This is a genomic window from Streptomyces sp. NPDC055239, assembly GCF_053606205.1.
This window is the reverse complement of record NZ_JBSGRD010000011.1, coordinates 1-25687: the sequence shown is the minus strand read 5'-3', so window position 1 is coordinate 25687 and position 25687 is coordinate 1. Positions and strand designations below refer to the sequence as shown.

The following is a 25687-nucleotide window of genomic DNA, read 5'->3' as shown; positions in this document are numbered from 1 at the left end:
ACCCGGCTATGACAAAGCGATCTTGAAATGGCTGTCAAGGCCTAAGTAGGTTCGATATGCACTGATCTTTTCGTTACAAGCCGGCGTCCCCGCGCCGGGAGAAAGGGATGCCTCATGGGTTCCCACGCCCGCCCCAACCGGATCCACCGGACGGGGGCCCGGATCGCGACGGTCGCACTGTTCGGCGCCGCCCTGCCGATCACCGCCGGCGGCCTCGCGCAGGCCGCCACCCCTGCCACGCACTCCGCCGCGGTGAACGACGAACAGAGCGGCGAGGCCGCCGCTCCCGCCGGCCAGAGTCAGGGCGCGCCGGACACGAGAAGTGCGGACGTCCCCAACACCAAGGCTGACCACGCCTTCCTCCTCGACGCCCGCGACGGCAGTCAGGAGCGGGAGATGTGGGCCGGGGCCAAGGCCGACGAGAGCGTGTCGATGGCCAGCACCACCAAGATCATGACCGCCCTGGTCGTGCTCAAGCACCCGGAGTGGCTCGACCGGCAGATCACGGTGAAGCAGGAATACCGGGACTACGTGGCGGAGAACGGTTCCAGTACGGCTGACCTCCAGGTCGGCGACAAGCTGACCGTCAAGCAGTTGCTGCACGCCATGCTGCTCCCCTCGGGGGCGGACGCGGCGATGGCCCTGGCTGACAACTACGGCGTCGGAGACACCGTGGACGCACGGATCGCCGACTTCGAGAACCAGATGAACACCGAAGCGCAGCAGCTGAACCTGACCGGCACGCACTTCGACTCCTTCGACGGCATCTCGCACGGCGACAACCGCAGCACCGCCCGCGATCTGGCCAAGCTCGGCCAGCGCGCGATGCTGAAGCCGGTGTTCGCCGAGGTCGTGAAGCAGAAGCAGTACAAGGCCGATGCTCCGGCGGCCAATGGCAAGACCCGGTACTACACCTGGGAGAACACCAACACTCTGCTGAGCACCTACGACGGCGCTCTGGGCATCAAGACCGGCAGCGGCACGGAAGCCGGCTACGCCGTCGTCTTCGCCGCCGAGCGGGACAACCGCACCCTCGTCGGCGCGATCCTCGGGACCGACAAGACCCGCTTCGAGGACGCCGCCAAGATGCTCGACTGGGGCTTCGCCCACTGACCTGACGGCCCCCGGATAGCTCATGTGCCGAACCGTAGGCCCCCGCTCGCCCTGACCACGGGCGAGCGGGGGCCTACCGCACGAGGTGGTCGGCGACGGATCAGAGGACGGCGTCGAGGAGCATGAACGCCGCCACCGCCAGCAGCACGTACGCGAAGGACCGCTGCAGCAGGGGCCCCGACATCTTGAGGGCCAGGCGTTTGCCGTCCCACGCGCCCAGGATCGCGGCGGCTGCGAACGGGCCGATGACCGGCCAGTCGAGGCCCGTGACGGTAGCCCCTCGGGTGGCCAGGGAAGCCAACGAGTTGGCCGAGATGACCAGCAGACTGGTACCGATCGCGGCCTGCATCTCGAATGCGAGCACGGTGACAAGTGCCGGGACCGCGAGGAAGCCTCCCCCCACTCCCAGCAGACCGGTCAGCGCGCCCAGACCGGCCCCGGTGCCCGCCGCCTTCGCCGGCCGCACCGGGCCGCTCCCGGCGCCGGCCGCCGGTGCGGGACGCAGCATCCTGAGCGCGGCGAGACCGGCGACGGCGCTGAAGGCGATGGTCAGGGTGGCCTCGGGTAGGCGGCCCGCGACAGCTCCGGCGAGCGCGGCGGGCAGGAGGCCGGCGGCGGCGAACACGGCTCCGGCTCTCCACCGTACGTGTCCGCAACGGGCATGGCCGGACAGGGCGGTCAGCGAGGTGGCGGTGACGATGACCAGGCTCGCGGTGGTGGCCGCCGCGGGGGTGAAGCCGAGCAGGTAGATCAACGCGGGCACGGCGAGGACGCTGCCCCCGCCGCCGAGCGCGCCGAGCGCCAGGCCGACCACGGCACCCGCGATCAAGGCCAGGACGAGGGTACTCACGCTGCCCGGCCGCCCTGCCCGGGTTTTCGTTCCGCGCGGGCGAGGGGCAGACCAGCGTCGCGCGCCGCGTCGAAACCGTCGTCGACCGCTACGACTTGCCGCCCGCTCGCGTCCAGGAGGGAGGCGGCGATCGCGGCGCGCATCCCCCCGGCGCAGTGGACCCACACCGTGCCGTCCGGTATCTCGTCGCTCCGCAGGCGCAGTTCATGGACCGGGATGTGCACCGAGCCCGCGATGTGCCCGGCGGCGCGTTCGGAAGCGCGGCGCACGTCGAGCACCAGCGCTCCTTCGCCGCGCCGACGGGCCTCGGCGAGGTCGGCGAAGGTGGCGCGCGGGAACGACGCCGGGTGTACCCCCTCGCGGAGCCAGCTCGCCGGGCCACCGGTGGCGGCGGAGGCCGGACGGTCGATGCCCACCCGGACCAGTTCGCGCTGCGCGTCGGCTATCTGTCCGGCCGTCTCGGCGAGCAGGGTGACGGGCTTGCCCCACGGGATCAGCCAGGCGAGATACGTGGCGAGCTTGCCCTCGCCCTCGAAGTTGAACGACCCGGCCACGTGGCCCTCGGCGAAGGCGACGCGGTGACGCAGGTCCACCACCCACTCGCCGGCGGCCAGCCGCTCGGCGATCTGCGCGGCGTCGGCGGGCGCGGGCGGGGTGAGATCGACAGGGGCGGGCCCCGCTGCGTTGGCCGGGCCCATGTGCGTGTAGTAGGCGGGCACTTCCTCCAGGCTCGCGAGCGTCCGGGCGACGAACGTGTCCACATCGAGGGTGAGCGCGTCGTTGGCCCTGCGCTCGTCGCCGATCGTGGAAGCGTCCCCCTCGGCCTGGGAGGACGAGCAGAAACTGCCGAAGCCGTGGGTGGGAAGCACCGGCACGGAGTCGTCAAGATCGTCGGCGAGGCGGTGCGCGGAGGCGTGCTGGGCCCGGGCGAGTTGCTCGGTCAGCCGCGGCTCCACCAGGTCCGGGCGTCCCACCGTGCCGATCAGCAGGGAGCCACCGGTGAACGCCGCCGCACCGCGGCCGTTCTCCTCCAGGACGTAGGAGGTGTGGTGGGGCGTGTGCCCGGGGGTGGCGATGGCACGCAGCTCCAGTCCCTCGTCCACCACGACCGTGTCACCATCGGCGACCGGGGTGTGGGCGAAGGACACCTGGGCCTCCGACGGCACCAGGTAGACGGCGCCGGTGACGCGAGCCAACTCGAGGCCCCCGGTGACGTAGTCGTTGTGCACGTGGGTCTCCGCCACGTACGCGATACGCACTCCGCGCCTCGTGGCGGCCGCGATCACCTGGTCGATGTCGCGCGGCGGATCGACGACGATCGCGGCACGTGCGGCGCCGGAGAGATAACTGCGGTTTCCCAGGCCCTCGAACACCAGAGTGTCGACGAAGAACATGGCTTTGATTCCCTTCATGAGGGGTGGGGGAAGAACGGTCGGCTCGGCGCCGAGCAGGCGCTGGACGCGGGTGCCGGACGCAGGAACGAGTGGCCTCGGCCAATGCCTGACGTCTGACTACTTCCCCGTAGGACCGGAGAGGACCGGCAGTCCGGCCGCTTCCCAGGCTTCGAGCCCGCCGGTGACGCTGAAGACCGCGGAACGGCCTGCGCTCACCGCCTGCGCCGCGGCGCGCGTGCTGCGGCGACCGGTACGGCAGATGAACGCCACTGGTCCGTCGGGCAGTTCGGAAAGGGAGGCCGGTGCCGTGTCGAGCGCGGCATGCACGGCCCCTGCGGGGCGGACGGCCGCCCACTCCTCGTCCTGCCGGACATCGACCAGGGCGAGTTCGCCGTCGGCCAGACGGCGCCGCGTCTCCGTCGGCGACAGTTCGGCGACCTCATCGCCGTGGCCACCACCCTGCCCGGGGCCCGCGGCCGGGAGGACGGTCCTGATCGCCTCGTACCCCGAGGCGTGTACGACGGCCAGCTGTTGGCCCAGCATCGGGCACACGTTCATCGCCTCTTCCCAGTGGGTGAACGACTCCCACTCGGCGACGTTCACGAGACGGAACCTGCTCCCGGGTATGATCGAGCGGAACACGTCGTCGTTGTCCTCGTCGATCTCGATCGGGATGATCACGAAATAGTGGTTCTCCATCAGAGCTCTCCCTGTGCGGCGTTCGCGTCGCTGCACAGGTCGCAGTGCTCTGAAGGGCGCTCAGCTCCTGTCGCGGGCGGGTGACCGGTGCAGCCGGTACGCACACTGTGGGCGAAGTCCACGAGAGCGGCAAAGGTACTTGCTGATACCGCAACTAGGTGCGTCCGGGCACCGATAGAGCTACTCCACTACTACTCCGCTACTCCACGTTCCGCGCCAGAATTCCGAGTGTCGCGCGCAGGCCTGCCTCAGGGATGACCGGGAAGATGCCCGCGTCCCGGTACCGTTCCTCGATCTCGCTCCAGTCGTAGTACGAGGTGACCAGGGTGCCGCCCTCGCCCGTGCCCTCGTCCTCGCCCGGCTTGAGCCGGTAGCCGTAGAGGTGCCGGATGGGAGGCTGTACCTGGCCGGAGATCGTCCATTCGATCAGGGCGTCCTGCTCGAACTTCGTGATGATCACGGTGACGTCGTACTTGCCCATCGGGTAGTCGTTCAACGACTCACGGTCCATATGGACGACGAATTCATGGCCGGCCTCACGCGCGGGTTCTCCCTCGGCGGACTGCAGCATTCCTGAACTGTCGATCGCCACATGTCCGGCGGGGTCGCACAACAACGCGAAGATCTTCTCCGGGGACGCCGCAATCTGACGCTGCACTTCGAATCGCTCTGTCGTCATACGGGCCACCCTCGCACGATCAAGGAATCCGGGACATCGAAGACGCCGGAAGTGCTGGAGACGCCGGAGGCGTGAACGAAACACCGAGCGCACCCCGCCCGCTGCCCACGAGGGACCTCACCGTGCCGGAGTTGCGCGTGATCATCGACGGTCCGTGGCTGCGCGTCCACCGACCGGCGTCAGCTTCGCTCCGCCGACACTCCGCTAACGGGCGAATAGGGCCATGTCTGGTGCATAGACGGATGTACTGGCCTTTCTGGTAAATGACGTTCAGCTCTGGAGTGACATGCGTACCCGTAATCTCCCCCTCGCCCTGAGTCTTGCCGCCGTAGCACTGGCCGGCAGTGCCGGGAGCGCGGCTGCCACCGGCGACGACAACGGCACCACCTCGCTGAGCGGCAACGGTGCCGAGACGGCGTTCGGCAACAGCAGCACCGACGGGAACATGAGCCCGCAGGGGAGCCTGGTCCAGGGCTCCTTGAACAAGCTCTGCCTCGGTGTGCCCGTCAAGGCGAACGTGGGATCCCTCGTCGGCGTCGTGCCGATCGCCGTCCAGGACATCCCGGTCCTCTCGGCGCCGCAGAACCAGCAGTGCGCGGAGAACTCCACGCAGGACAAGGGCGACGAGCCGCTGTCGCACATCCTCAGCGACATCCCGGCGCTCTCGGGCAACGGCTCGAACAACAGCTGAGCCCACGCTGCTTCCGCGGGCCGGTATCAGTCGGCCCGCAGAAGCAGCGGCCCACGCGGGGAACGGTCGTCGCGGTCCCGTCAGTCGACCACCAGCACGAGCTTCCCGCGTACATGGCCCTTCTCGCCGACACGGTGTGCCTGCGCGACCTCGGCGAGCGGGAAGGTCCGAGCGACCGGAAGCGAGAAGCGCCCGGCCTCGACAAGACCGCCGATCTCGGCGAGCGCGTGGACCGCGCGGCCTGAGTCCCCGCGGCTGAACGTCACCCCGTGCTCCTGCGCGCCGCTGAAGTCGGCGACCGTCACGACGTGCTCCGGCCCGCCCGCGAGGCCGATGAGTTCCGGCAGTACGCCGCTGCCGGCGACGTCGAGTGCCAGGTCGACGCCATCGGGCGCAAGCGCCCGAACCCGCCCGACGAGACCCTCTCCGTAGGCGACGGGGTCGGCCCCCAGCGAGCGCAGATACGCGTGGTTGGCGGGACTGGCCGTGCCGATGACGTACGCGCCGCGTGCCACGGCGAGTTGGACGGCGGCGCTGCCGACGCTTCCGGAGGCGCCGTTGACGAGCAGCTTGCTGCCGCTCACGACGCCGAGTTGGTCGAGCGCGCGCGTGGCCGTCTCGATGGCGGCAGGCAGCGCGGCAGCGCCGGGGAAGTCCAGCGACGGCGGGATCGGCGCGTAGTAGGAAAGGACCGCAAGCTCGGCCTGGGCCGCCCCCTCGACGGAGAAGCCGAACACCCGATCGCCGATGGCCACGTCCGCGACGCCCTCGCCGACCTGGTCGACGACGCCCGCCGCTTCGTATCCCATGGTCTGCGGAAGCTCCTCGTCCATCAGGCCCTGGCGCTTCTTCCAGTCGCTGGGGTTGACGCCGGCCGCGCGCACCGCGATCCGCACCTGGCCGGGCCCCGGACGCGGATCGGGGAGATCCACGATCTCGAGGACTTCCGGGCCCCCGAACTGATGGAAACGGACTGCCTTCATGATTTGCTCCGGTATCGGTTCAGGGCGGGGCAGGGCAGTACCAGTGTGCACACCGTCCCGGGACTCACGTGCCGTGACTCACCAGGTCTTGCCCGCCTGCTCGCGGAGCGTGTGGTTGATCCGGTTGAAGAAGTTGGTCAGCGCGATCTCCAGGGTGATCGCGCCCAGTTGCTCCTCGCTGAAGTGGTCGGCGGCGGCGTCCCAGATCCCGTCGGTCACGCCCGGTGCGCCGTCCTGGATCCGGGTGGCGGCCTCGGCCAGAGCGAGGGCCGCCCGCTCCTCATCGGTGTAGAACGGCGTCTCGCGCCACGCGACCACGTGGTGCAGCCGCTCGTCGGTCTCACCGGCCTTCTTCGCCGACTGGACGGAGGCGAAGATGCAGGGGCTGCAGCCGTTGATCTGGCTGGTGCGCAGATGCACAAGGGCCAGCAGGCTGCCGTCGACACCCCCGGCGTGAATCACCTTGTAGAGGTGCTGGATCGCCGTGATCATGTCGGGGTTCGCCGGGCTTGTGATGCGTGCTTCCATCGGTGCTGCTCCTTCATCGGTGGGTGATCGGTTACCTGCGCCCTTTCGGGCCCGTCATCACCCATGACGGAGCAGAGTCGAGGAAGGTAACAACATGGCCGGCACCAGCCCGATGGACCCGACAGACCCGATCGCCGAGGTGTTCGAAGCTCAGCGCGACCGGCTGCGCGCGGTCGCCCACCGCATGCTCGGGTCACACGCGGACGCCGAGGACGTGGTGCAGGAGGCGTGGCTGCGCCTCTCACGCCAGGACACGGCGAGCATCGACAACCTCGCGGGCTGGCTGACCACGGTGGTCGGCCGGATCAGCCTCGATGTCCTGCGATCGCGCAAGGCCCGCCCCGAGGCGTCCTACGACGACGGCCTGTCCGAGCTCGTGGTGACGCTCGACGACGGTCCCGCTCCCGAGGACGACGCGGTGCTCGCCGACTCGGTCGGGCTCGCGCTCCTCGTCGTGCTTGAGTCGCTCGGGCCGAGCGAGCGGCTGGCGTTCGTGCTGCACGACCTGTTCGCGGTGCCGTTCGACGAGATCGCCCAGATCCTCGGCAAGTCCACCGCCGCAGCCAAGATGCTCGCCAGCCGCGCCCGCAGGAAGGTGCAGGCGGTCGAGCGGCCGACGGGCGTCGGACGGGAGCAGCGAGAGGTCGTCCAGGCCTTCCTGGCAGCGGCTCGCGGCGGTGACTTCGAGGGGTTGCTGCGGGTACTCGACCCCGAAGTGAAACTGACCGTCGACACCCCGTCCGGCGTGGTCGTCACCCTCGGCGCCACCAAGATCGCAGCCGGCGCGCAACTGTCCGCTCAGGCAGCCACGCAGGGGCGTTCGGTGCTCGTCAACGGCCTTCCGGGGGTCATTTCCTGGCGCGAGGACGGCACCCCGCTCTCGGTTCTCGCCTTCACCGTCGTCGACGGCCGGATCACCGACATCGCCGTCGTGATCGATCCGGCCAAGCTCGCACTGATGGACCTGCCGGATCCGGAGTGAGCCAGTGAGCTTTCGACGTCACCGTGCGCACAAGCGGTCCAACGCCGACTGGCTCGCGTCGTCCGCGGCGCGGTAGACCACCAACCGCTGATCCGGATCTTGAAGTGGCATCAGCACTTCGAAATCCACGGCGAACACACCGACGTCAGGGTGTCGCAACACCTTGCTCCCACGGCCGTTGACCGTGATGTCCCGCTCGGCCCACAGGCGCGCGAACTCCTCGTCACCAGCGGTGAACTCGGCGATGAGGTCGGTCAACGCCCGATCGTCCGGATGCGCGGCCCACGCGGCGCGCAGATGGGCGATCCCCTCCCTTACGACGCGGTCGCGGTCGACGTAGAGCTCGCGTATCCCCGGATGCATCAGGCAGAGCCACATCGCATTGCGCTGCCGCGGCGGCAGGGTGGCGAAATCGAGCAGCAGACTCGCCATTTCGCCGTTCCAGGCCAGGATGTCGTAGCGGTGGTTCATCAGCATGGTCGGCAGCGGCGAGAGGTCGGCCACCAGGCGGGCCAGGGGTGGCGTCGCCGTGGTGGCGGGCTCGTCGGCGTTACGGGGGCGCTGCTTGGCCAGGTTGAAGAGGTAGGCGCGTTCGTCGGGGGCCAGGCGCAGCGCCCCGGCCAGCGCCTCCACCACGTCAGCCGATGGCCGCAGCCCGCGGGCCTGTTCAAGACGTACGACGTAGTCGGTGCTGACCCCGGCAAGCTCGGCGACCTCTTCGCGGCGCAGCCCCGGCGTCCGCCGGGCCTGCCTACGTGACGGCAGGGCGAAATCGTGCGGGTCCAGGCGCTCGCGCCGAGCCCGCAGGAACGCGGCCAGCTCCTGTGTCGTGTCCACCGTGCGGGTCGTCATGCTCGATCCAACAGCCAGGGTAGGACTGCTGTTCCCAGGAACTTCCTTCCCTTAACCCCTGCTCGCGGCGGTCACATGCTTGTTCTCGACGGCGGATCACCAGCGCAAGAGGCGCAACCGCAACAAGCGCAACAAGCGCAACAAGCACAGGAGGACACGATGTCGCTCACCCTCGACACCTACCGGCTCCTCGGCCGCTCCGGGCTGCGGGTCTCACCGCTGGCCCTGGGCGCGGCGACCTTCGGCACCGAATGGGGCTGGGGCGCCGAGCAGGACGAGGCCCGCAAGCTGTTCGACCTCTACGTCGAGCGCGGCGGCAACTTCATCGACACCGCCAGTACGTACACCAATGGCAGCTCCGAGCGCCTCCTCGGCGAATTCACCCGCGACAACCGCGAGAGCCTGGTCCTCGCGACGAAATACACGACGCTGCGCCGACCCGGCGATCCGAATTCCGGGGGCCCGCACCGAAAGAGCCTGTTCGCTTCGGTGGAAGCCAGTCTGCGACAGCTGAACACGGACTACATCGACCTGCTCTACCTGCACCTGTGGGACTTCACGACGCCGGTCGACGAGATCCTGCGCGGCATGGACGATCTGGTCCGGCAGGGCAAGGTCCTGTACGTGGCGATCTCCAACACTCCCGCCTGGCAGGTGTCACGCATGCAGGCGATCGCCGACCTGCGGGGCTGGTCGCCGCTGGTCGCGCTGCAGATCGAGTACAACCTGATCGAGCGCACCGGGGAACGCGACCTGATCCCCATGGCGCGCGAGATGGGATTGGGCGTGATCCCGTGGTCACCGCTGGCCGGCGGGGTGCTGACCGGCAAGTACAGCCGCGACGAACTGACCGCGAAGGACGCCGCGGTCGACGACGGCACCCGAAAGAGCGTCACCATCGCGGGCGGCACGCTCACCGAACACAACCTCGCCATCGTGGACGTCGTGAAGGAGGTCGCCACGGAGCTGGGACGCACACCCGCCCAGATCGGTCTCGCCTGGACCCTGCGGAACCCGGACGTGACCGTGCCGATCATCGGCGCCCGTACCCCCGCGCAGCTGGAGGACAACCTGGGCGCCCTCGATGTCGACTTCACCGCCGCCCAGCTGGCCCGCCTCGACGAGGTGAGCGCGATCGGACTCGGCTTCCCGCACGACACGCTCGCCCGCGGCACGACCCTCGCGATGACCCGGGGCGACATGCGGATCGAAGCCCGCCGCTGACACGGAACGAAGAGGATCAGGCCGCTTCGGCGGAACCGGCGCGCACCACGTTGGCGAGCGGCCGGCCCTGCTCCAAGCGGTTGATGTTCTCGGCGATCTCCGCCGCGCGAGCGGCGAAGGTGTCGGTGGTGTGGCCCGAGTGATGCGGCGTCATCAGGACGTTGGGCAGGCGGTGGAAGGGGAGGCGGCTCGGTGCCTGCGGCGGACCTGACCACCACACGTCGAGCGCGGCGCCCCTGATGACGCCGGAGCTGAGTGCCTCGTACAGCGCTTCCTCCTGTACGACGGGGCCGCGGGCCACGTTGACCAGGAGGCCGCCCGTGCCCATGGCGGCCAGTTCGGCGGGGCCGATCAGGCCGTGCGTTGCTGGGCCGAGGGGGACCGTGACCACCACGATGTCGGACTCGGAAAGGAGGTCGGGCAGCCGGTCGTTGCCGCCGATCCAGTCGGTGTGCAGGTCGGCGGGGACCGGCGCGGAGGGGTCGCGCCGCACGGCGCGTACCCGTAGGCCGACCGCCTGGCACAGCCGGGCGACCTCGGTGCCGGTCTCACCGAACCCGATGATCCCCACCCGGCGTCCCCGCAGCGTCGTCCCGAACGGCAGCTCCGGGTCGACGGCCACGTTGCGCCAGTGCCCCGAACGCAGCGCGCGGTCGGCGCCCAGGACGTCGCGGGAGAGCACCATGACGGACATGAGCACGTGTTCGGCGATGGAGCGGCCGTGGTGGTGGGTGGTGGTGACCGTCACACCCGGGGCGAGCGCGTCCAGCGGGATGCCGTCGTAACCGGCGCCGACCACGTGGACGAGCCGTAGCCGTTCGGCGCGCCGGGCGTCCTCGGCACGCAGCTTCGAGCCGACGTAGACCTCGATGTCGGGGATGCGTTCGGAGACCTGAGCCGCGGTCCAGTCGCAGGACTCCAGCCAGGTGTGCCGGCCTTCGGTGCCCGCCTTGAGCGGCTCGTGGAACCGGCTCAGGATGCGGTGGTTGAGCATGATGTGCATGGGCGGTTCACCACCGGGGGGTCTTGGTCTCGAACGAGGGGTCGAAGCGCTGCATGTATCCGGTGTCGTCGCGGTCGCGCAGTCCGCAGTCGAGATACTGCTTGTGGAGCCGGGCGAGGGCGTCCCTGTCCAGTTCCACGCCAAGACCGGGAGCCGTCGGTACGGCCACGCGGCCCTCGCTGAACCGCAGGACCCCGGTGTCGACCACGTCCTCGTCCGGCCGCTTCCACGGCCAGTGCGTGTCGCAGGCGTAGGTGAGGCGGGGGGTGGCCGCCGCGAGGTGGGTCATCGCGGCCAGGCTGATGCCCAGGTGCGAGTTGGAGTGCATCGACATGCCGAGGCCGAACGTGTCGCAGATCGCGGAGAGTTGGACGCCGCGCCGCAGGCCGCCCCAGAAGTGGTGGTCGGACAGGACGATGCCCACGGCCTTCTTCGCCACGGCCGGGGCGAGGTCGTCGAAGGAGACGACGCACATGTTCGTCGCCAGCGGCGTCGGTGTCCGCCCCGCCACGGACGCCATGCCGTCGATGCCCTCGGTCGGGTCCTCCAGATACTGCAGGACGCCTTCCAGCTCACGGGCCACATGCAGGGAAGTCTCGGTGCTCCAAGCGGCGTTGGGGTCCAGGCGCAGGGGGAGGTCGGGGAAGGCCTTGTGCAGGGCCCTGACGGCCGCGATCTCCTCGTCAGGCGGGAAGACGCCGCCCTTGAGCTTGATAGAGGAGAAGCCGTACGTGTCGATCATGCGGCGGGCCTGGTCGACCAGGCCGTCCGGGTCGAGGGCGGCGCCCCAGTCGTCGTCCTCCTGGCCGGGGTGTCCGGCCCACTTGTAGAACAGGTAGGCGCTGTAGGGGACAGAGGGGCGTACGGCCCCGCCGAGGAGGTCGCTGACCGGCCTGCCGAGCAGCTTGCCCTGGACGTCCAGGCACGCGACGTCGAACGGTGACATGACCCGGTCCACGGCGCTGCTGCCGGTCACCATGCCGGACATGCCGTCGCCGCCCGACGTGTCCTCGCCGAGGGCGCGTGTGGTGCGCGCCGTCAGGTCGTTGAGGCTCCACACGTCCAGGCCGGTCAGTTCACCCGCGGCACGGTGCAGCCGCTCCAGGTGGACCGAGCCGCCGTAGGTCTCGCCGACGCCGGTGACACCGGTCTCCGTGGTGATCTCCACGATGGTGCGCAGCGCGTAGGGCTCGTGCACCCCGACCGTGTTGAGCAGCGGATAGTCCCGGAAGGCCACGGGAGTCACGGTGACGTCGGCAATGCGTGCGGCGTTCCCTGCCATGAAGCCATCCTCATATGTAGTAGGCGTTCTCATTTGTAGACAGCGCTGTGCGGGGCTGTCAATGGCCTGACTACGGCACGGGGGTGAGCAGCGAGCCCTCCGTCATGAACCGTTGGAGGTTGTCCAGGACCAGATCGCCCATCGCCCGGCGCGTCTCGTGCGTGGCGCTCGCGATGTGGGGGAGGAGCACCACCCGGTCCGAATCCACCAGCTCTCGCGGCACGTTCGGTTCGTCGGCGAAGACGTCGAGCGCCGCACCGGCGATGCGTTCCTCCTGTACCGCCGCGACCAGGGCCTGCTCGTCCACGACGCTGCCGCGTGCGACGTTCACCAGGAAGCCGCGGGGGCCCAGCGCGTCGAGGACCTCCGCGGAGACCAGGCCCCGGGTGGCCGTTCCGCCCGCGACCGTGACCACGAGCGCGTCGCACTCGGCGGCGAGTTGCCGCGCGGTGGGCACATGGCGGTAGGGGGCGTCGGCGACCGGGGTGCGTGAGCAGTACGCGATGCTCGTGCCGAAGCCCTCGAGCCGCCGCGCGACGGCCCTGCCGATGCGGCCGAGGCCGAGGACGCCGATCCGCTTGCCGCTCACGCGGGAGGCCAGCGGGAAGGGTGCGGATCCCCAACTCCCACCGCGTACGTACCTGTCACCGGCCGAGAGGCCGCGCATGACGTCGATCAGGGCGCCGACGGCGAGGTCGGCCACGCAGTCGGTGAGCACGTCGGGGGTGTTGCTGACGTCGACGCCCCGCGACCGGGCGTGCGCCACGTCGGTGGTCTCGTAGCCGACGCCGAAGTGGACGATCGCGCCCAGCCGCGGCAGCGCGTCCATCAGGGAGTTGCCGACGCCGAACCGCGCGCTGGTCACCGCGGCCACCACGTCGTCGGCGTACTCGCTCAAGTTTTTCGCGGGATCGGGCAGTTCGTGCAGACGCACGGTGTGGTAGTGCTCGGCCAGTGTCTTCTCCAGGTCGGGGAGCAGGGGAGAGACCTGGAGCACGGTGTCGGGGCCGGTCGGGGCGCCGGGTGCGGCAGTGGAGTGGGACATGGTGGTACTCCCGTCGTCGAGGGGTTCGTGACGGCGTGCGGTGCGGCGCGGACACAAGATCCGACCCTCCGCACGCCTTGACGCTGCTCCGGCGTCGGCTTAGCTTCAGCGTTCACGGATGCGGACTGGGTACGCAAGTGTAAACAGCATCAGGAGGTTGGCCCGCACTCGGATCGCCACACGACAGCACTCCCCCCGGAGATACGCCGACGATGAAGTCTTCCGTTTCTTCCCTCCCGCCCGGACGAAGGCGGCCCCGCACGATGAGCGCGCTGCTCCTCGCGGGCACGGTCCTTGTGTCCAGCGGCTGTGCCGTGGCCAACAGCGCGGGCGGCGACGCCGGCCGCGCCGACGGCCGCACCCTGCGGGTGGTGCTCACCCAGGAACCGCCGACGCTGGAACCCTGCGAAGCCTCCCTGACCAGTACCGGCGTCGTCGTCCGGTCCAACATCACCGAACCCCTCGTCGAGCGCGATCCCGTCTCCGGCGACCTGGACCCCCTGCTCGCGACCGGCTGGAAGCAGACCACGCCCCGCACCTGGACCTTCGACACCCGAAGCGGGGTGACCTTCCAGAACGGCGCGCCGTTCACCGCCGAGGACGCCGTCTTCTCCATCGAACGGGCCGTCAACTCCGACCTCGCCTGCAACGTCGAGGGCTACGTCTTCGGCAATGACGACCTCAAGGTGAAGACGTCCGGGGACAACAAGCTGACCGTCACCACCGCGCAGCCCGACCCCATCCTTCCGCTGCGCCTGAGCTTCGTGGAGATCGTGCCGCGCACGACCGACACCAAGGCGAAGGTGCGCATACCGATCGGCACAGGACCGTACGCCGTCCGCGACTGGCAGCCCGGAGCCGCGATCTCCCTCAGCCGCTACGACGACTACTGGGGCAAGGCCCCCGACTTCCCCCGGGCCCGTTACGTCTGGCGCAGCGACGCCAGTGTCCGGGCCGCCATGATCGACAAGGGTGAGGCGGAGATCGCCGTGGCACTCGACCCCACGGAGGCGGAGAAGGACACGACCGTCGCCTATCCCAACAACGAGACGACCGCGCTGCGGCTCGACGGCCGCGAGGCGCCACTCGACGACCTGCGGGTGCGCCGGGCGATCGACATGGCCGTCGACCGCGAGGGCATCATCGACGCCCTCCTCGGCGGACTCGCCGAACCGGCCGCCCAGTTGGTGCCACCAGGAGTGGTGGGACACAACGACAGGATCAAACCGACCCGGCAGGACGTGGCCGGGGCCCAGGCCCTGGTGAAAGAGGCGAAGGCCGACGGCGTACCCACCGGCCGGACGATCACCCTTGTCGCCCGCAACGGCATGTTCTCCGGAGTGTCGGAGACCGCGGAGGCGCTGCAGTACCAGATGGAGCGGATCGGGCTGAACGTGAAGGTCCGGATGGCCGACACCGCCACCCATCTCCAGTACCAGCTGCGGCCGTTGCCCAAGAACGTCGGACCCATCGCCCTGCTGATGATGCACGGCAACCAGGCCGGTGACACGGCCTTCACCACCAGCCAGTACCTGCTCAGCGACGGGCCGCAGTCCACCTTCGGCACCAAAGACCTCGACAAGCGCGTCACCGAAGCGGGCGCGCTGTCCGGCGAGAAGCGCCAGAAGGCCTTCGCCGACCTGCTCGTCCGCCAGAACAGATCCGTCGCGCAGTACGCCCATATCGCCCACATGAACGGACTGCTCGGCCTTTCACGGTCGATCCGGTACAAGCCGAACTCCGCCACCGGGGACGAACTCCGGCTCGCCGAGGTCGGCCAGGCGAAGGCGGCGAGGCGCTGACATGTTCCCCTTCCTGCGCAAACGCATAGTCTCCAGCGCCATCCCCCTGGTGTTCGTGGTGCTGGGCGTGTTCTTCCTGGCCCGGATGACCGGCAACCCGGTCGACCTCTATCTCCCCCTGAGCGCCACCCCCGAGCAGCGCGCGGAGTTCTCCGCCGCCCAGGGCTTCGACCTGTCGATCCCGGCCCAGCTGTGGAACTACCTCGTCGACGCCGTGCACCTGGACTTCGGCACCTCGCTGCGGACCGGGGAGTCGGCGGGCGGGATGGTGCTCGACGCCTTCCCCGTAACCCTGCAACTCGCCGGCGTGACCATGCTGCTCGCCATCACCGGAGCGATCCTCGTCGGCAGCCTTGCCGCCTACCGCCCCAACTCCCTGGTCGACCGGATCGCCAGCCTGCTGTCGATGACGGCCGCCAGCATCCCCGACTTCTGGTTCGCCATCATGGGCGTCCTCGTCTTCGGCGTGAGCCTCGGACTCCTGCCCACCTCCGGCACGTTGGGCGGACCCGAGATCTGGGTACTGCCCATCGCCACCCTGCTGATCCGCCCGTTCGGAGTCCTCGTCCAGGTGGTGCGCGGCAGCATGGTCGCCGCGCTGTCCGCGCCGTACGTCAAGATCGCCCGGAGCAAGGGCGCCGCGCCCCGCCGGGTGGTCTTCGGCCACGCCCTGCGCAACGCGGTGACACCCGTCCTCACCGTGGCGGGCGACCTGACGGTGGGCCTCGTCAACGGCGCGGTGATCGTCGAGACGATCTTCGGCTGGCCCGGCATCGGCAAACTCATGATCGACTCCATCCTCCAGCGCGACTTCGCGGTACTGCAGGCGGCGGTGCTTCTGACCGCGGTGACGATCTTCGCGCTCAACATCCTCGTCGACGTCTGTCACGCGCTGACCGACCCCCGCGTGCGTCAGGCGGTGCCCGCGTGAGCGAAGGAAGCACCATGCCGAGAGAAGAGCCCTCCGTAACCTCTGTCTCCGAGGCCGCCCCCGTCCGCGCCCCCGGCCCCGTCCCCGGCCCCGTCCGCGCCCGCGCGTCGCGCTGGTGGCTGATGCTGGGCCGGGACCGTGCCGCGGCCGTCGGGGCCGTCATCCTCACCCTGGTCGCCCTCGTGGCGCTCTTCGGCCCGCTGGTCATCGGAGACCGCGCACAGCGCCAGGACCTGGACGCCTCCCTGCGGCCACCGTCCCTGAGCGACGGGGTGTACGGACTACTCGGTACAGACGTCCTGGGCCGCAGCGTCCTTGCCCGGCTCGTCGAGGCCGCCGCGACGACCCTGTCCGTGGCGGTTCCCGCCGTGCTGTGTTCGCTGGCCGTCGGCTCGGCCATCGGTCTTTGGGCTGGTTACCACGGGGGCCGCCGCGAGAGTCTCGCCATGCGCGTCGCCGACGTGATCCTCAGCTTCCCCTCGCTGCTTATCGCGGTGGTCGTCCTCTACGTCTTCTCGCCCAGCGCGCTGAACATCGTGCTGATCCTCGCCGTCACCCGCATCCCCGTATATCTGCGCACCGCGCGGGCGGAGGCCGCCGAACTGCGCAGCCGTCTGTTCGTGGACGCGGCCCGCACCTTCGGCACGCCGAGCAGGAAGATCATCTACTGGCACATCCTGCCGATCGCCCTGCCGACGCTCCTGACGGTCGCCACCCTCGACTTCTGTTTCGTCATGCTCACCGAGTCCTCGCTGAGCTTCCTCGGCATCGGCATCCAACCGCCGGACGTCAGCTGGGGCCTGATGGTCGCTCAGGGGCGGCAGTACCTCCAGACCGCCTGGTGGATCACCGTCCTTCCGGGGCTCGCCATCGTGCTCACCACGGTGTCCGCCACGGTTCTCGCCGCCTGGGCCCGCATCGCCACCGACCCCGCACAGCGCTGGCGCCTGACGCTGCCCACGAAGCGCCGTGGCGCCTCCGCCGCCGTTCCTCCGGAGTTGATCCCGTGACGACGACAGCCGTCCCCGCACCGCCCGGCACCGATGCCCACGCCCTCGCCCTCGACGTCGAAGGGCTCTGCGTCGACCTGAGTACGCCCACCGGCACCGTGCGTGCCGTGGACGGCGTCAGCTTCAGCGTCCGCCGCGGTCGCACCCTTGCTCTCCTGGGCGAGTCGGGCTGCGGCAAGTCCATGACCGCCCTGTCGGTCGTGGGGCTGCTTGACCCCGCGGCCGATGTCACCGGTGGCGCGGTCCGGGTCAGGGGCAGCGACACGCTGCGGCTGAGCCCGGCGGAGCGCCGCAAACTTGCCGGGCCCGTCCTGTCGATCGTCTTCCAGGACGCACTGACCGCCCTCAACCCGGTGCAGCCGGTGGGCCGGCAGATCGGTGAGCCGTTCCGCATCCACCGCGGGCTCTCCCGGCGCCAGGCCAAGGAGAAGGCGATCGAGCTGATGACGCGCGTGGGCATCCCAGAGCCGAGGCAACGGGCCCGCTCCTACCCGCACCAGTTCTCCGGCGGCATGCGGCAGCGGCTGCTCATCGCGATGGCCGTCGCCCTGGAGCCCGACGTGCTCATCGCCGACGAACCCACCACCGCGCTCGACGTGACCGTGCAGGCGCAGATCATGCGGCTGCTGCGGGACATCCAGAACGAACGCGACATGGCTCTCGTCCTGATCACCCACGACCTGGCCGTGGTCGCCCAGCGCGCGGACGACGTGGTCGTGATGTACGCGGGCACGGTCGTGGAGAACGGCCCTGTGCGGGACGTCTTCTCCGCTCCCCGCCACCCTTACACCCGTGGACTGCTCGACTCGGTCCCCGAACACGCCGTACGGGGGCGCCCGTTGCCCGCCGTGCCCGGCAGCCCGCCCGAGCTGAGCGCGGTGCCGCCCGGGTGCGTCTTCCAGGACCGCTGCCCGCTGGTACGCGAACGCTGTGTCCGGGAACGGCCGGTGCTGCGTCCGTCGGGCGAGGGCCGTGCGACCGCCTGCCACTTCTCAGAGGAGCTGGCCGATGTCTGAGCCCCGAGCCACCGCCGCAGTTCCCGCAGCTACCGCCGCCGCATCGGAGGCAGCCCAAGCCCGGCCGCTGCTCGAGGTCAGCGGCGTCACCAAGAGTTTCGGCAGCGGCCGTCGCCGACTGACGGCGCTCGACGGCGTCGACGTACAGCTCGGCAGGGGAGAGACCCTCGGGCTCGTCGGCGAGTCGGGCTGCGGCAAGTCCACCCTGGCCCGGGTCCTGCTCGGGCTCGAACGGCCCGACGCGGGCACGGTGCGGTTCGACGGCACCGACCCGTTCGCCCTGCGCGGCAAGGAACTCCTCGCCTGGCGCCGCCGCGTCCAGATGGTCTTCCAGGACCCCTTCGCCTCCCTCAACGCGCGCATGTCGGCGGCCGACCTGATCGGCGAACCCTGGCGCACCCACCGGGACGTCGTGCCGGGCCCGAAGGCCCGGGAGAAGCGCGTCCGCGAACTCCTCGCCCTGGTCGGCCTGCGCGAGAGCGACGCCCATCGCTACCCGAACGAGTTCTCCGGAGGGCAGCGCCAGCGCATAGGCATCGCCCGCGCACTGGCCCTGGACCCCGACCTCATCGTCTGTGACGAGCCCGTCTCCGCGCTCGACCTGTCCGTACAGGCGCAGGTCCTGAACGTCCTGTCGGAACTCCGCTCACGCCTCGGTGTCGCGTACGTGTTCATCTCCCACGACCTGTCCGTGGTGCGCTACATCGCCGACCGGGTGACGGTGATGTACCTGGGCAAGGTCATCGAGCACGGGAACACCGAGGAGGTCTTCGACCGGCCCCAGCACCCCTACACCTCGGCGCTGATGTCGGCCGCACCGGTCCTGGACGCCTCCCGCGCCACCGGCGACCGGGAGATCCAGCTCCAGGGGGAGATCCCCTCGCCCTTCGACATCCCCTCCGGCTGCCGCTTCCGTACCCGGTGCTGGCGCGCCGAGGACCTGTGCGCCAACGAGGCTCCGCCGCTCGTCGTCCGGGAGACTGCGGGCGCGTCCGACTCCCACACCGCCCTGTGCCACTTCCCCTTGGAGCCGGTGACGGAGTCCGTGGGGGAATGACCACCCCCTTATTGCACATATATTGCAACTAGAGAATATGTGCAGAAGGAGGGTCGCAGTGAGCGAACCGGTGGTGTTGGGGATCGAGTCGTCGTGCGACGAGACCGGCGCGGGCATCGTGCGGGGCGGAAGACTCCTTGCCCACGTGGTGGCGTCGAGCATGGACGAACACGCCCGCTTCGGAGGCGTGGTGCCCGAGATCGCCGCCCGCGCCCATCTGCACGCCTTCACTCCGGTCGTACGACAGGCCCTGGCGGACGCCGGTCTGCGCCTTGGGCAGATCGACGCCGTCGCCGTCACCACGGGACCCGGCCTCTCCGGCGCCCTCCAGGTCGGCCTCGCCGGTGCGAAGTCCCTGGCCTATGCGGCGGACGTACCGCTGTACGGAGTGCACCACCTGGCCGGACACGTCGCCGCCGACACCCTCGAGCACGGCCCGCTGCCCGAGCCGTGTGTGGTCCTGATCGTCTCCGGCGGCCACACGTCCCTGCTCCTGGTCCCGGACCTGGTGCGTGAGCCGATCCAGCACCTGGGCGACACGCTCGACGACGCGGCCGGTGAGTGCTTCGACAAAGTCGCCCGCATCCTGGGTCTGCCGTATCCGGGCGGACCCGCCATCGACCGCGCCGCGCGTGACGGCGACCCCGGCGCGGTCACCTTCCCGCGCCCGCTGACCCGGGCCGGGGACGACCCGTACGCGTTCTCGTTCTCCGGGCTGAAGACGGCCGCCGCACGCTGGGTGGAGCAGCACCGGCGGCGCGGCGCGGAGCCGTCGGTCGCCGACGGGGCAGCCGCGCTGCAGGAAGCCGTCGCCGACGTCCTCACCCGCAAGGCCGTGCGGGCGTGCCGCGACCACGACGTGAAGACGCTGATCGTGGTCGGCGGAGTGGCCGCGAACTCCCGTGTGCGGGCCCTGGCCGAACAGCGCTGCCGGGCCGCGGGCATCGAGCTGCGGGTGCCGCCGATGACGCTCTGCACCGACAACGGCGCCATGATCGCCGCCGTCGGTGACCTGCTGGTCCGCTCCGGTGCCGAACCCGCTCCCCTCGATGTGTCGATCGACCCGTCCGCACCGCTGGAGTACGCCTCCCTCACGCCGCCGCCTCGTACGCGACAACTCGTAGGCCACAATGAGCACACGAGGCGACGGGAACCAGGAAGCCGGTGTGAATCCGGCGCGGTCCCGCCACTGTGACCGGGGAGCGATCCTCCCGCACGCCACTGTTCGCGCACGCGGACGGGAAGGCGGAGGCGAGCGACGATCCGGAAGTCAGGAGACTGATCCGTCGCCGATCTGACAGCAGGGGCGAGGACACCCCGGAGAGGATCGACTGTGATCACGTATGCCCGGACGGAGCCGAAGCAGCGCCCTGAACCCGGCAGGAGAGGGGTGCTTGCCGCCGGAGGGGCCCTGGCCCTTACCGCGTCCGGCCTGCTCACCGGCTGTGGCGGGGACGGGAAGGACGGGGGAGCAAGCGACCGGTTCCGTGCCGCGTTCACGTCGGGCGGCTCCCAGGAGACCCTCGACCCCCACGTAGCCCCCAACTTCGTCGACCAGGCCCGCGCCAAGGCCCTCTACGACACGCTCGGTACGTACGCGGACGACATGTCCGTCCGGCCACGGCTCGCGGAGTCATGGGAGAGCGACGCCTCCGGCACGCGATGGCGCATACGCCTGCGCGCGGCGGAATTCCACGACGGGAAGCCCGTCATCGCGAAAGACGTCCTCTACAGCTACCGCCGCGCCGCCGACCCCGACACCGGCTCGCCTTCGCAAGTGCTGCTCTCCTCGATCGACTTCGCCGCGAGCAAGGCCGACGGCGAACGGTCCGTGGTCTTCAAACTGAAGGCGCCGAACTTCGAGTTCCCCACCGTTCTCGCCGGGCCCGGCACCGAGATCATCCCCGACGGCACGAAGGACTTCCGCAAGCCCGTCGGCTCAGGACCCTTCACCTACGTGTCGTTCACACCCGGAGGCACCGCCCGCTACCGGCGCTGGGCCGACCACTGGGACGGCGCTCCGCACATCGCCGAGCTCGAGATCGTCCCGGCGAACGACGAGTCGGCGCGGCTCAACGCACTGCTGTCCGGACAGGTGCACTACGCCGCCGACATGGCCGGATCCTCCGTGGAACGGCTCAAGAAGGAGGGCTCGACCCGGTTGCTGACGGCCGAGCGTGCGACCGCGCAGCAACTCCTCCTGCGCACCGGCCGCGAGCCGTTCAACGATCCACGCCTCGTGCGGGCCGTACAGCTCGGCATCGACCGGGCGGCGCTGGTGCGTATCGCGCTCGCCGGCCACGGTGAGACCGGCGACGACCTGTTCGGCATGGGCCTGCGCGGCTACCCGGACGACATCAAGCAGCGTGCACGGGATGTCGACGAGGCACGCGGACTGGTGAAGGAGGCCGGGGCCGAAGGTCTGCACATCACCGTGGAGACGAGTTCCGTCGACGCCGCGTGGGAGCCCGCCGCGGATCTGATGGCGCGGCAGCTGCGCGAGGTCGGACTGAAGCTGACGGCCAACACCCGTGCTTCCAGTGCCTACTTCTCCGAGATCAGGACGAAGGGCGTCGCCGCCTTCAACACCACCTCCACCCTGCCCGTCTCCGACTTCCTGCAGCAGCGGGTGCGCGGCGGAGCGGCCCGCAACCAGACGCAGTACGCCTCGAAGAAGTTCGACGCGCTCCTCGAGCGAGCCAGGACCACCCGTGACGAGCAGGACCGGCTGAGCCTGCTGGCCCGCGCCCAGAAGATCGCCCGCGACGAGTCCGGACTCCTTGTATGGGCCTTCTCGGATGCCACCGACGCCATCGACCGGTCCGTCCGCGGCCTGCGTGCGGCACCGCCGAACTCACACGACTGGGCCCGCTTCGACCGGGTCCGCGTCGGCTGAGGTGCGCGCCTACATTCTGCGGCGTTCGCTCCTGGCACTGGTCCAGTGCCTGTGCGTACTGGTGGCTGTGTTCGCCGTCGGATCGCTCCTTCCCGGCGACACCGCCGACGTGCTCCGCGGCGAACTCGGCACGCCGGAACAAGTGGCGGCGCTGAGAGGGAAGTTGGGTCTCGATGAGCCTGCCTGGGCCCGCTTCTTGCACTGGCTCGGGCGGCTGCTCACCGGCGACCTGGGAAACTCCCTGACCACCGGCCTTCCGGTGGGCGACGACATCGCTCGCCGCACCGGGGTGACGCTGCTCCTGGGTGTACCGGCGCTGCTCCTCGTCACCCTGGTGGCGCCGCTGCTCGGCACCCTGTCCGGGCTGCGTGAGGGCAGCCGCACCGACCGCACGCTGAACGCCGCCGCCGTGCTGCTGCACGCCGTCCCGGAGTTCGTGCTCGGGCTGCTGCTCGTCGCATCGGTGTCCCTGGCGGCCGGACTCCTCCCCGCCACCGCCGTCGGCATGGACACGGCCGCGCTGCTGGCGGAGCCGACCGTCCTGGTGCTCCCCGTCACCGTACTGACGGCCCGGCACCTGTGTGATCTGGCACGCCAGATCCGCGTCGGGGTGGCGGCCGAGCGGCACGGTCCTGTCGCCGAGCATCTACGGCTGCTCGGCATGCGGGAACGCACGGTGGTGTTGCGCCACGTGCTGCCCAACGCCCTGGGCCCTGCCGCGCAGCAGTACGCCCGGTGCGTGGAGGGGCTCCTTGGCGGCGCCGTGCTCGTGGAGGCGGTGTTCGGATTCCGCGGCCTCGGCAGCGGCTTCGTCGAGGCGGTGCAGAACCGGGACCTGCCCCAAGTGCAGACGTACGCGCTCCTGTTCGCGGGCACCGCCGTCGCCGTGAACCTCGTCGCCGATCTGGCCGCGCACCGGCTCGCACCGCGACGGGAGGTGACAGCGTGATGCTGCCGGAGAAGGCCGAATCGGTGGGTGAGGTACGACGGCGCATGTCGTCGCGCATGCCGTGGATCGCCCTGGTCCTGCTGGGGGTGCCGGTGCTCGCGGCCCTGCTGGGGCCGTGGGTGGCGGGGGAGGCCCTGTCGTACGAGGATGCTCTGCCGTCGCAGCCGCCCGGCGCGGGGCACCTGCTCGGCACGGACGTCCTTGGACGCGATGTGCTCGAACTCGTACTGCAAGGCGGGGCCTCGGTGGTGGGCAGCGCCCTGGCGGCGCTCTTGGTCGGTACGGCCGTCGGGGTTCCGCTCGGTCTGCTGGCCGCTGGGCCGCGACGTGGCCTCGACGAGACGGTGATGCGTGCCTTGGACCTGCTGCTGGCCTTCCCCGGCCTGCTGGTCCTCATGACCCTGGCCGCGACGGGACACCGTGAGTGGTTCTGGCTGGTGGCGGTCGCCGGGATGCTTCAAGTCCCCGCCGTCGCACGCCTGGTACGCGGCGCCGCGCTCGCGCCCGGTTCCCGCACGGTCGTCGAGGCACTGCGGATGCAGGGGCACGGCTGGGCGTACATCCACCTCCGGCATCTGGCGCGGGAGTTGGCCGCTCCACTGGCCACTGATGCGGGCGGCAGATTCTCCGTCGTGCTGTACCTGTTGGCGTCCGCCAACTTCCTCGGCCTTGGACTGCCCGCTTCCTCGCCGGACTGGGCAGTGCTCATCGAGCGCAACAGCGACGCACTGTTCACCCAGCCCGCCGCCGTCCTCGTACCCGCCGGACTGCTGACGGCGCTGTGCGTCGGCGGAAACCTGCTCGTGGACGACGCCCTCGCCCACCGGAGAGGAAGACCGTGACCGGTTCCACCGACCTGCCGCTCCTGAAGATCCCGGAGATCTCCGCCTATGCCGACGGGAGCGCGCGCCCGCTCCTGGACCGGGTCGAAGTGACCGTCCCGGCAGGCGCCGTGGTCGCCGTCGTCGGCCCGTCTGGCAGCGGCAAGACCACACTCGGTCTTGCCGCGCTCGGCGCCTCACGCGGCGGCGTGCGGCTGGCCGGACGTGTCCTGCTTGCCGGGACAGATCTCATGGACATCGCGTCCGCCGGACGTCCCGCGGCGCGGGCGGGCCGTGCGGCGCATCTGCCGCAGCATCCGGAATCGGTACTGGACCCGGTACGCCGGGTCGGCGGCGCGCTGACGGAGCTTGCGGCCCTCGGGCAACGGGGAAGGACTGCGCGGAAGGACACCGCGCGCCGGGCACTGGTCTCGGCCGGACTGGAGTGGGATGCGGTCCGCCGCCGCTTCCCGCACCAGCTCTCCGGGGGCCAGCAGCAGCGCCTGGCGCTCGCCTCCGCTCTGGTGACGGGGGCACGGCTGCTCGTACTCGACGAACCGACGAGCGGCCTGGATCCGGCGCTCGCACTCGCCCTGGGCCGAACGGTACGCCGTCTCGCGGACGACGGAGTCGGCGTACTGCTGCTCAGTCACGACCTGCCGACGGTGCGCAGGACGGCAGATCGGGTCATCGTCCTCGAGCGTGGCCGGGCCGTGGACAACGGACCGACGACGGACGTCCTCGGCACTCACAGCCCCGTCCCCGTCCCCGGGCCATCTGTCCCCGAGCCGACCGCCGTCCGCCATCCGGCCACCCGGGAACTGCTCGCCGCGGAACATCGCACCGGGTCGGGCGACAAGGCCGCTCCGAGCGCGACCGCCGGGGCCCGGCCGAGCGCGGCCGGAGTCGTGGCCAAGGGGATGGTCGTGCGCCGCAGATCGGCCGATCCTCTCGCCGGTCCGGTGTCGATGGCCTTTCCGCCCGGCAGCAGGACCGCGCTGCTCGGCCCCTCAGGCTCGGGCAAGACGACGTTCGCCCGCGTCCTCGCCGGACTGACGACGCCGACACGGGGCGAGACGAGCATCGACGGCCGACCGCTCCCCGGCCGCGTCGACCGCCGCACGACCGCACAGCGCCGCGTCGTCCAGTACGTGCACCAGGACAGCGCCGGTTCCTTCGAGGAACGCCGTCCGCTCATCGAGCAACTGGCCGACACCGCAAGGCTTCTGCGTGGTCTGCCGGGCGAGGAGGCGACGACTGAGGCGTGGGAGACCGCCGAAAGACTGGGTCTTGACGCGTCGCTCCTGCGGCGCACCCCGTCTCGGCTGTCCGGCGGCCAGCTTCAACGCTGTGCGCTTGTACGGGCACTGACGGCGCGTCCGGCACTTCTGATCTGCGACGAGGTGACGTCGGCACTGGACGCCGTTTCCCGGGAGCGTGTCCTCGACGCGCTGCCGGAGCTCCTCGCCCCGGCCGCGACTGCTCTGCTGTTCATCAGCCACGATGTGCCCGCGGTGCGGGCGCTCACTGAGGATGCCGCGCTCTTCGAGGGCGGCCGGTGCGTGCGGCGCGGGCCTCTCGACGAGGTGCTGCCCGCCGGGTGGCGGTCCTGAGGGCGGTGCTGGTCTTGCGCCGCCTTGTTTACACTCGGCTCGACCACAGCGCGGCGTGGAGCCGCTTTGTATGGGGGTGCGCTTGTTCACGAAGGCGTCGTCGCGGCGGGTTCCTGCCTTTGACGTCGGGCTCTTCATAGCCTTGGTGCTACTCAGCGTTCTCTTGGCTGCGTGGGATGGGTCGCGGGTGGAGGGTGTTCCTGGGTGGGGTCCGTGGGTTGGTTTTGTGGTGCAGGTGGTGGTGTTGCTGGGTTTGTTGGTGCGGCG

General features: G+C 70.2%; 24 protein-coding genes, 1 pseudogene and 1 riboswitch. Of the genes and pseudogenes, 15 read left to right on the top strand and 10 right to left on the bottom strand.

The window, feature by feature from the left end; all coding sequences use genetic code 11:
• The first annotated feature begins 114 nt into the window (after positions 1-114).
• Positions 115-1113 carry a D-alanyl-D-alanine carboxypeptidase family protein gene (locus tag ACWFRJ_RS30145; protein ID WP_453537753.1) on the top strand — a complete coding sequence of 333 codons (999 nt, stop codon included), beginning with the start codon at positions 115-117 and terminating at the stop codon, positions 1111-1113.
• A 100-nt stretch (positions 1114-1213) separates the two neighbouring features.
• On the opposite strand, the gene ACWFRJ_RS30140 is transcribed toward ACWFRJ_RS30145, so the two are convergent.
• The 4 genes from ACWFRJ_RS30140 to ACWFRJ_RS30125 form a co-directional block, all read right to left on the bottom strand.
• The gene (locus ACWFRJ_RS30140) at positions 1214-1963 is read right to left on the bottom strand and encodes a sulfite exporter TauE/SafE family protein (protein WP_453537750.1); all 750 of its coding nucleotides are present in this window, start codon (positions 1961-1963) and stop codon (positions 1214-1216) included.
• Positions 1960-3357, bottom strand: coding sequence for an MBL fold metallo-hydrolase (locus tag ACWFRJ_RS30135; protein WP_453538581.1), 1398 nt, complete (start codon positions 3355-3357; stop codon positions 1960-1962). The genes ACWFRJ_RS30140 and ACWFRJ_RS30135 overlap by 4 nt, the downstream gene beginning before the upstream one ends.
• 117 nt (positions 3358-3474) lie before the next feature.
• The gene (locus ACWFRJ_RS30130) at positions 3475-4056 is read right to left on the bottom strand and encodes a rhodanese-like domain-containing protein (protein ID WP_453537747.1); all 582 of its coding nucleotides are present in this window, start codon (positions 4054-4056) and stop codon (positions 3475-3477) included.
• A gap of 199 nt (positions 4057-4255) precedes the next feature.
• The gene (locus tag ACWFRJ_RS30125) at positions 4256-4735 is read right to left on the bottom strand and encodes an SRPBCC family protein (protein ID WP_453537744.1); all 480 of its coding nucleotides are present in this window, start codon (positions 4733-4735) and stop codon (positions 4256-4258) included.
• A gap of 286 nt (positions 4736-5021) precedes the next feature.
• Between ACWFRJ_RS30125 and ACWFRJ_RS30120 the strand changes: the two genes are divergently transcribed.
• Positions 5022-5426, top strand: coding sequence for a rodlin (locus ACWFRJ_RS30120; protein WP_453537741.1), 405 nt, complete (start codon positions 5022-5024; stop codon positions 5424-5426).
• 80 nt (positions 5427-5506) lie between these two features.
• On the opposite strand, the gene ACWFRJ_RS30115 is transcribed toward ACWFRJ_RS30120, so the two are convergent.
• Complete coding sequence (locus ACWFRJ_RS30115) at positions 5507-6409, bottom strand: NADP-dependent oxidoreductase (protein WP_453537738.1); 903 nt, start codon at positions 6407-6409, stop codon at positions 5507-5509.
• Between the two features lie 78 nt (positions 6410-6487).
• The gene (locus ACWFRJ_RS30110; RefSeq protein ID WP_453537735.1) at positions 6488-6937 is read right to left on the bottom strand and encodes a carboxymuconolactone decarboxylase family protein; all 450 of its coding nucleotides are present in this window, start codon (positions 6935-6937) and stop codon (positions 6488-6490) included.
• Positions 6938-7031: 94 nt separating this feature from the next.
• Between ACWFRJ_RS30110 and ACWFRJ_RS30105 the strand changes: the two genes are divergently transcribed.
• On the top strand, positions 7032-7919 hold the full coding sequence (locus ACWFRJ_RS30105) for a sigma-70 family RNA polymerase sigma factor (protein ID WP_453537732.1): 888 nt from the start codon (positions 7032-7034) through the stop codon (positions 7917-7919).
• Positions 7920-7937: 18 nt separating this feature from the next.
• On the opposite strand, the gene ACWFRJ_RS30100 is transcribed toward ACWFRJ_RS30105, so the two are convergent.
• A complete protein-coding gene (locus tag ACWFRJ_RS30100) occupies positions 7938-8771 on the bottom strand; it encodes a helix-turn-helix transcriptional regulator (RefSeq protein ID WP_453537729.1) in 834 nt (277 codons plus the stop codon).
• Positions 8772-8930: 159 nt separating this feature from the next.
• Here ACWFRJ_RS30100 and ACWFRJ_RS30095 point away from each other — a divergent pair, with 159 nt between their 5' ends.
• The gene (locus tag ACWFRJ_RS30095) at positions 8931-9995 is read left to right on the top strand and encodes an aldo/keto reductase (protein ID WP_453537726.1); all 1065 of its coding nucleotides are present in this window, start codon (positions 8931-8933) and stop codon (positions 9993-9995) included.
• 16 nt (positions 9996-10011) lie between these two features.
• Here the strand turns inward: ACWFRJ_RS30095 and ACWFRJ_RS30090 are convergent, their stop codons facing one another.
• From ACWFRJ_RS30090 to ACWFRJ_RS30080, 3 genes are all read right to left on the bottom strand, one after another.
• Positions 10012-10998 carry a 2-hydroxyacid dehydrogenase gene (locus ACWFRJ_RS30090; protein WP_453537723.1) on the bottom strand — a complete coding sequence of 329 codons (987 nt, stop codon included), beginning with the start codon at positions 10996-10998 and terminating at the stop codon, positions 10012-10014.
• 7 nt (positions 10999-11005) lie between these two features.
• A complete protein-coding gene (locus tag ACWFRJ_RS30085) occupies positions 11006-12280 on the bottom strand; it encodes a glucarate dehydratase family protein (RefSeq protein WP_453537720.1) in 1275 nt (424 codons plus the stop codon).
• Between the two features lie 70 nt (positions 12281-12350).
• Positions 12351-13325 (bottom strand): 2-hydroxyacid dehydrogenase, encoded by a 975-nt coding sequence (locus ACWFRJ_RS30080; protein ID WP_453537717.1) that lies wholly within the window; start codon positions 13323-13325, stop codon positions 12351-12353.
• Between the two features lie 263 nt (positions 13326-13588).
• On the opposite strand from ACWFRJ_RS30080, the gene ACWFRJ_RS30075 reads away from it, so the two are divergent.
• The 11 genes and pseudogenes from ACWFRJ_RS30075 to ACWFRJ_RS30025 all read left to right on the top strand — a co-directional run.
• A complete protein-coding gene (locus ACWFRJ_RS30075) occupies positions 13589-15127 on the top strand; it encodes an ABC transporter substrate-binding protein (protein ID WP_453537714.1) in 1539 nt (512 codons plus the stop codon).
• Position 15128: 1 nt separating this feature from the next.
• Positions 15129-16058 carry an ABC transporter permease gene (locus ACWFRJ_RS30070; RefSeq protein ID WP_453537712.1) on the top strand — a complete coding sequence of 310 codons (930 nt, stop codon included), beginning with the start codon at positions 15129-15131 and terminating at the stop codon, positions 16056-16058.
• A 14-nt stretch (positions 16059-16072) separates the two neighbouring features.
• Positions 16073-17068 (top strand): ABC transporter permease, encoded by a 996-nt coding sequence (locus ACWFRJ_RS30065; protein WP_453537709.1) that lies wholly within the window; start codon positions 16073-16075, stop codon positions 17066-17068.
• Entirely contained in the window at positions 17065-18084 is a 1020-nt protein-coding gene (locus tag ACWFRJ_RS30060; RefSeq protein WP_453537706.1) for an ABC transporter ATP-binding protein, read from the top strand. Before ACWFRJ_RS30065 ends, ACWFRJ_RS30060 begins: the two co-directional genes overlap by 4 nt.
• Positions 18077-19141 (top strand): ABC transporter ATP-binding protein, encoded by a 1065-nt coding sequence (locus ACWFRJ_RS30055; RefSeq protein ID WP_453537703.1) that lies wholly within the window; start codon positions 18077-18079, stop codon positions 19139-19141. Before ACWFRJ_RS30060 ends, ACWFRJ_RS30055 begins: the two co-directional genes overlap by 8 nt.
• Before the next feature lie 70 nt (positions 19142-19211).
• A pseudogene (gene tsaD, locus ACWFRJ_RS30050) lies at positions 19212-20240 on the top strand (tRNA (adenosine(37)-N6)-threonylcarbamoyltransferase complex transferase subunit TsaD); the annotation flags it as partial.
• Positions 20241-20255: 15 nt separating this feature from the next.
• A riboswitch (cobalamin riboswitch) is annotated at positions 20256-20440 on the top strand.
• A 91-nt stretch (positions 20441-20531) separates the two neighbouring features.
• Positions 20532-22037 carry an ABC transporter substrate-binding protein gene (locus ACWFRJ_RS30045; protein ID WP_453537700.1) on the top strand — a complete coding sequence of 502 codons (1506 nt, stop codon included), beginning with the start codon at positions 20532-20534 and terminating at the stop codon, positions 22035-22037.
• A gap of 1 nt (position 22038) precedes the next feature.
• Positions 22039-22986, top strand: a complete 948-nt coding sequence (locus ACWFRJ_RS30040) for an ABC transporter permease (RefSeq protein ID WP_453537697.1) — start codon at positions 22039-22041, stop codon at positions 22984-22986.
• On the top strand, positions 22986-23828 hold the full coding sequence (locus tag ACWFRJ_RS30035) for an ABC transporter permease (protein WP_453537694.1): 843 nt from the start codon (positions 22986-22988) through the stop codon (positions 23826-23828). Before ACWFRJ_RS30040 ends, ACWFRJ_RS30035 begins: the two co-directional genes overlap by 1 nt.
• On the top strand, positions 23825-25420 hold the full coding sequence (locus ACWFRJ_RS30030; RefSeq protein WP_453537691.1) for an ABC transporter ATP-binding protein: 1596 nt from the start codon (positions 23825-23827) through the stop codon (positions 25418-25420). Before ACWFRJ_RS30035 ends, ACWFRJ_RS30030 begins: the two co-directional genes overlap by 4 nt.
• Before the next feature lie 82 nt (positions 25421-25502).
• Positions 25503-25687, top strand: a 185-nt coding sequence (locus ACWFRJ_RS30025) for a hypothetical protein (protein WP_453537688.1), incomplete at its 3' end; no start/stop codon positions are given.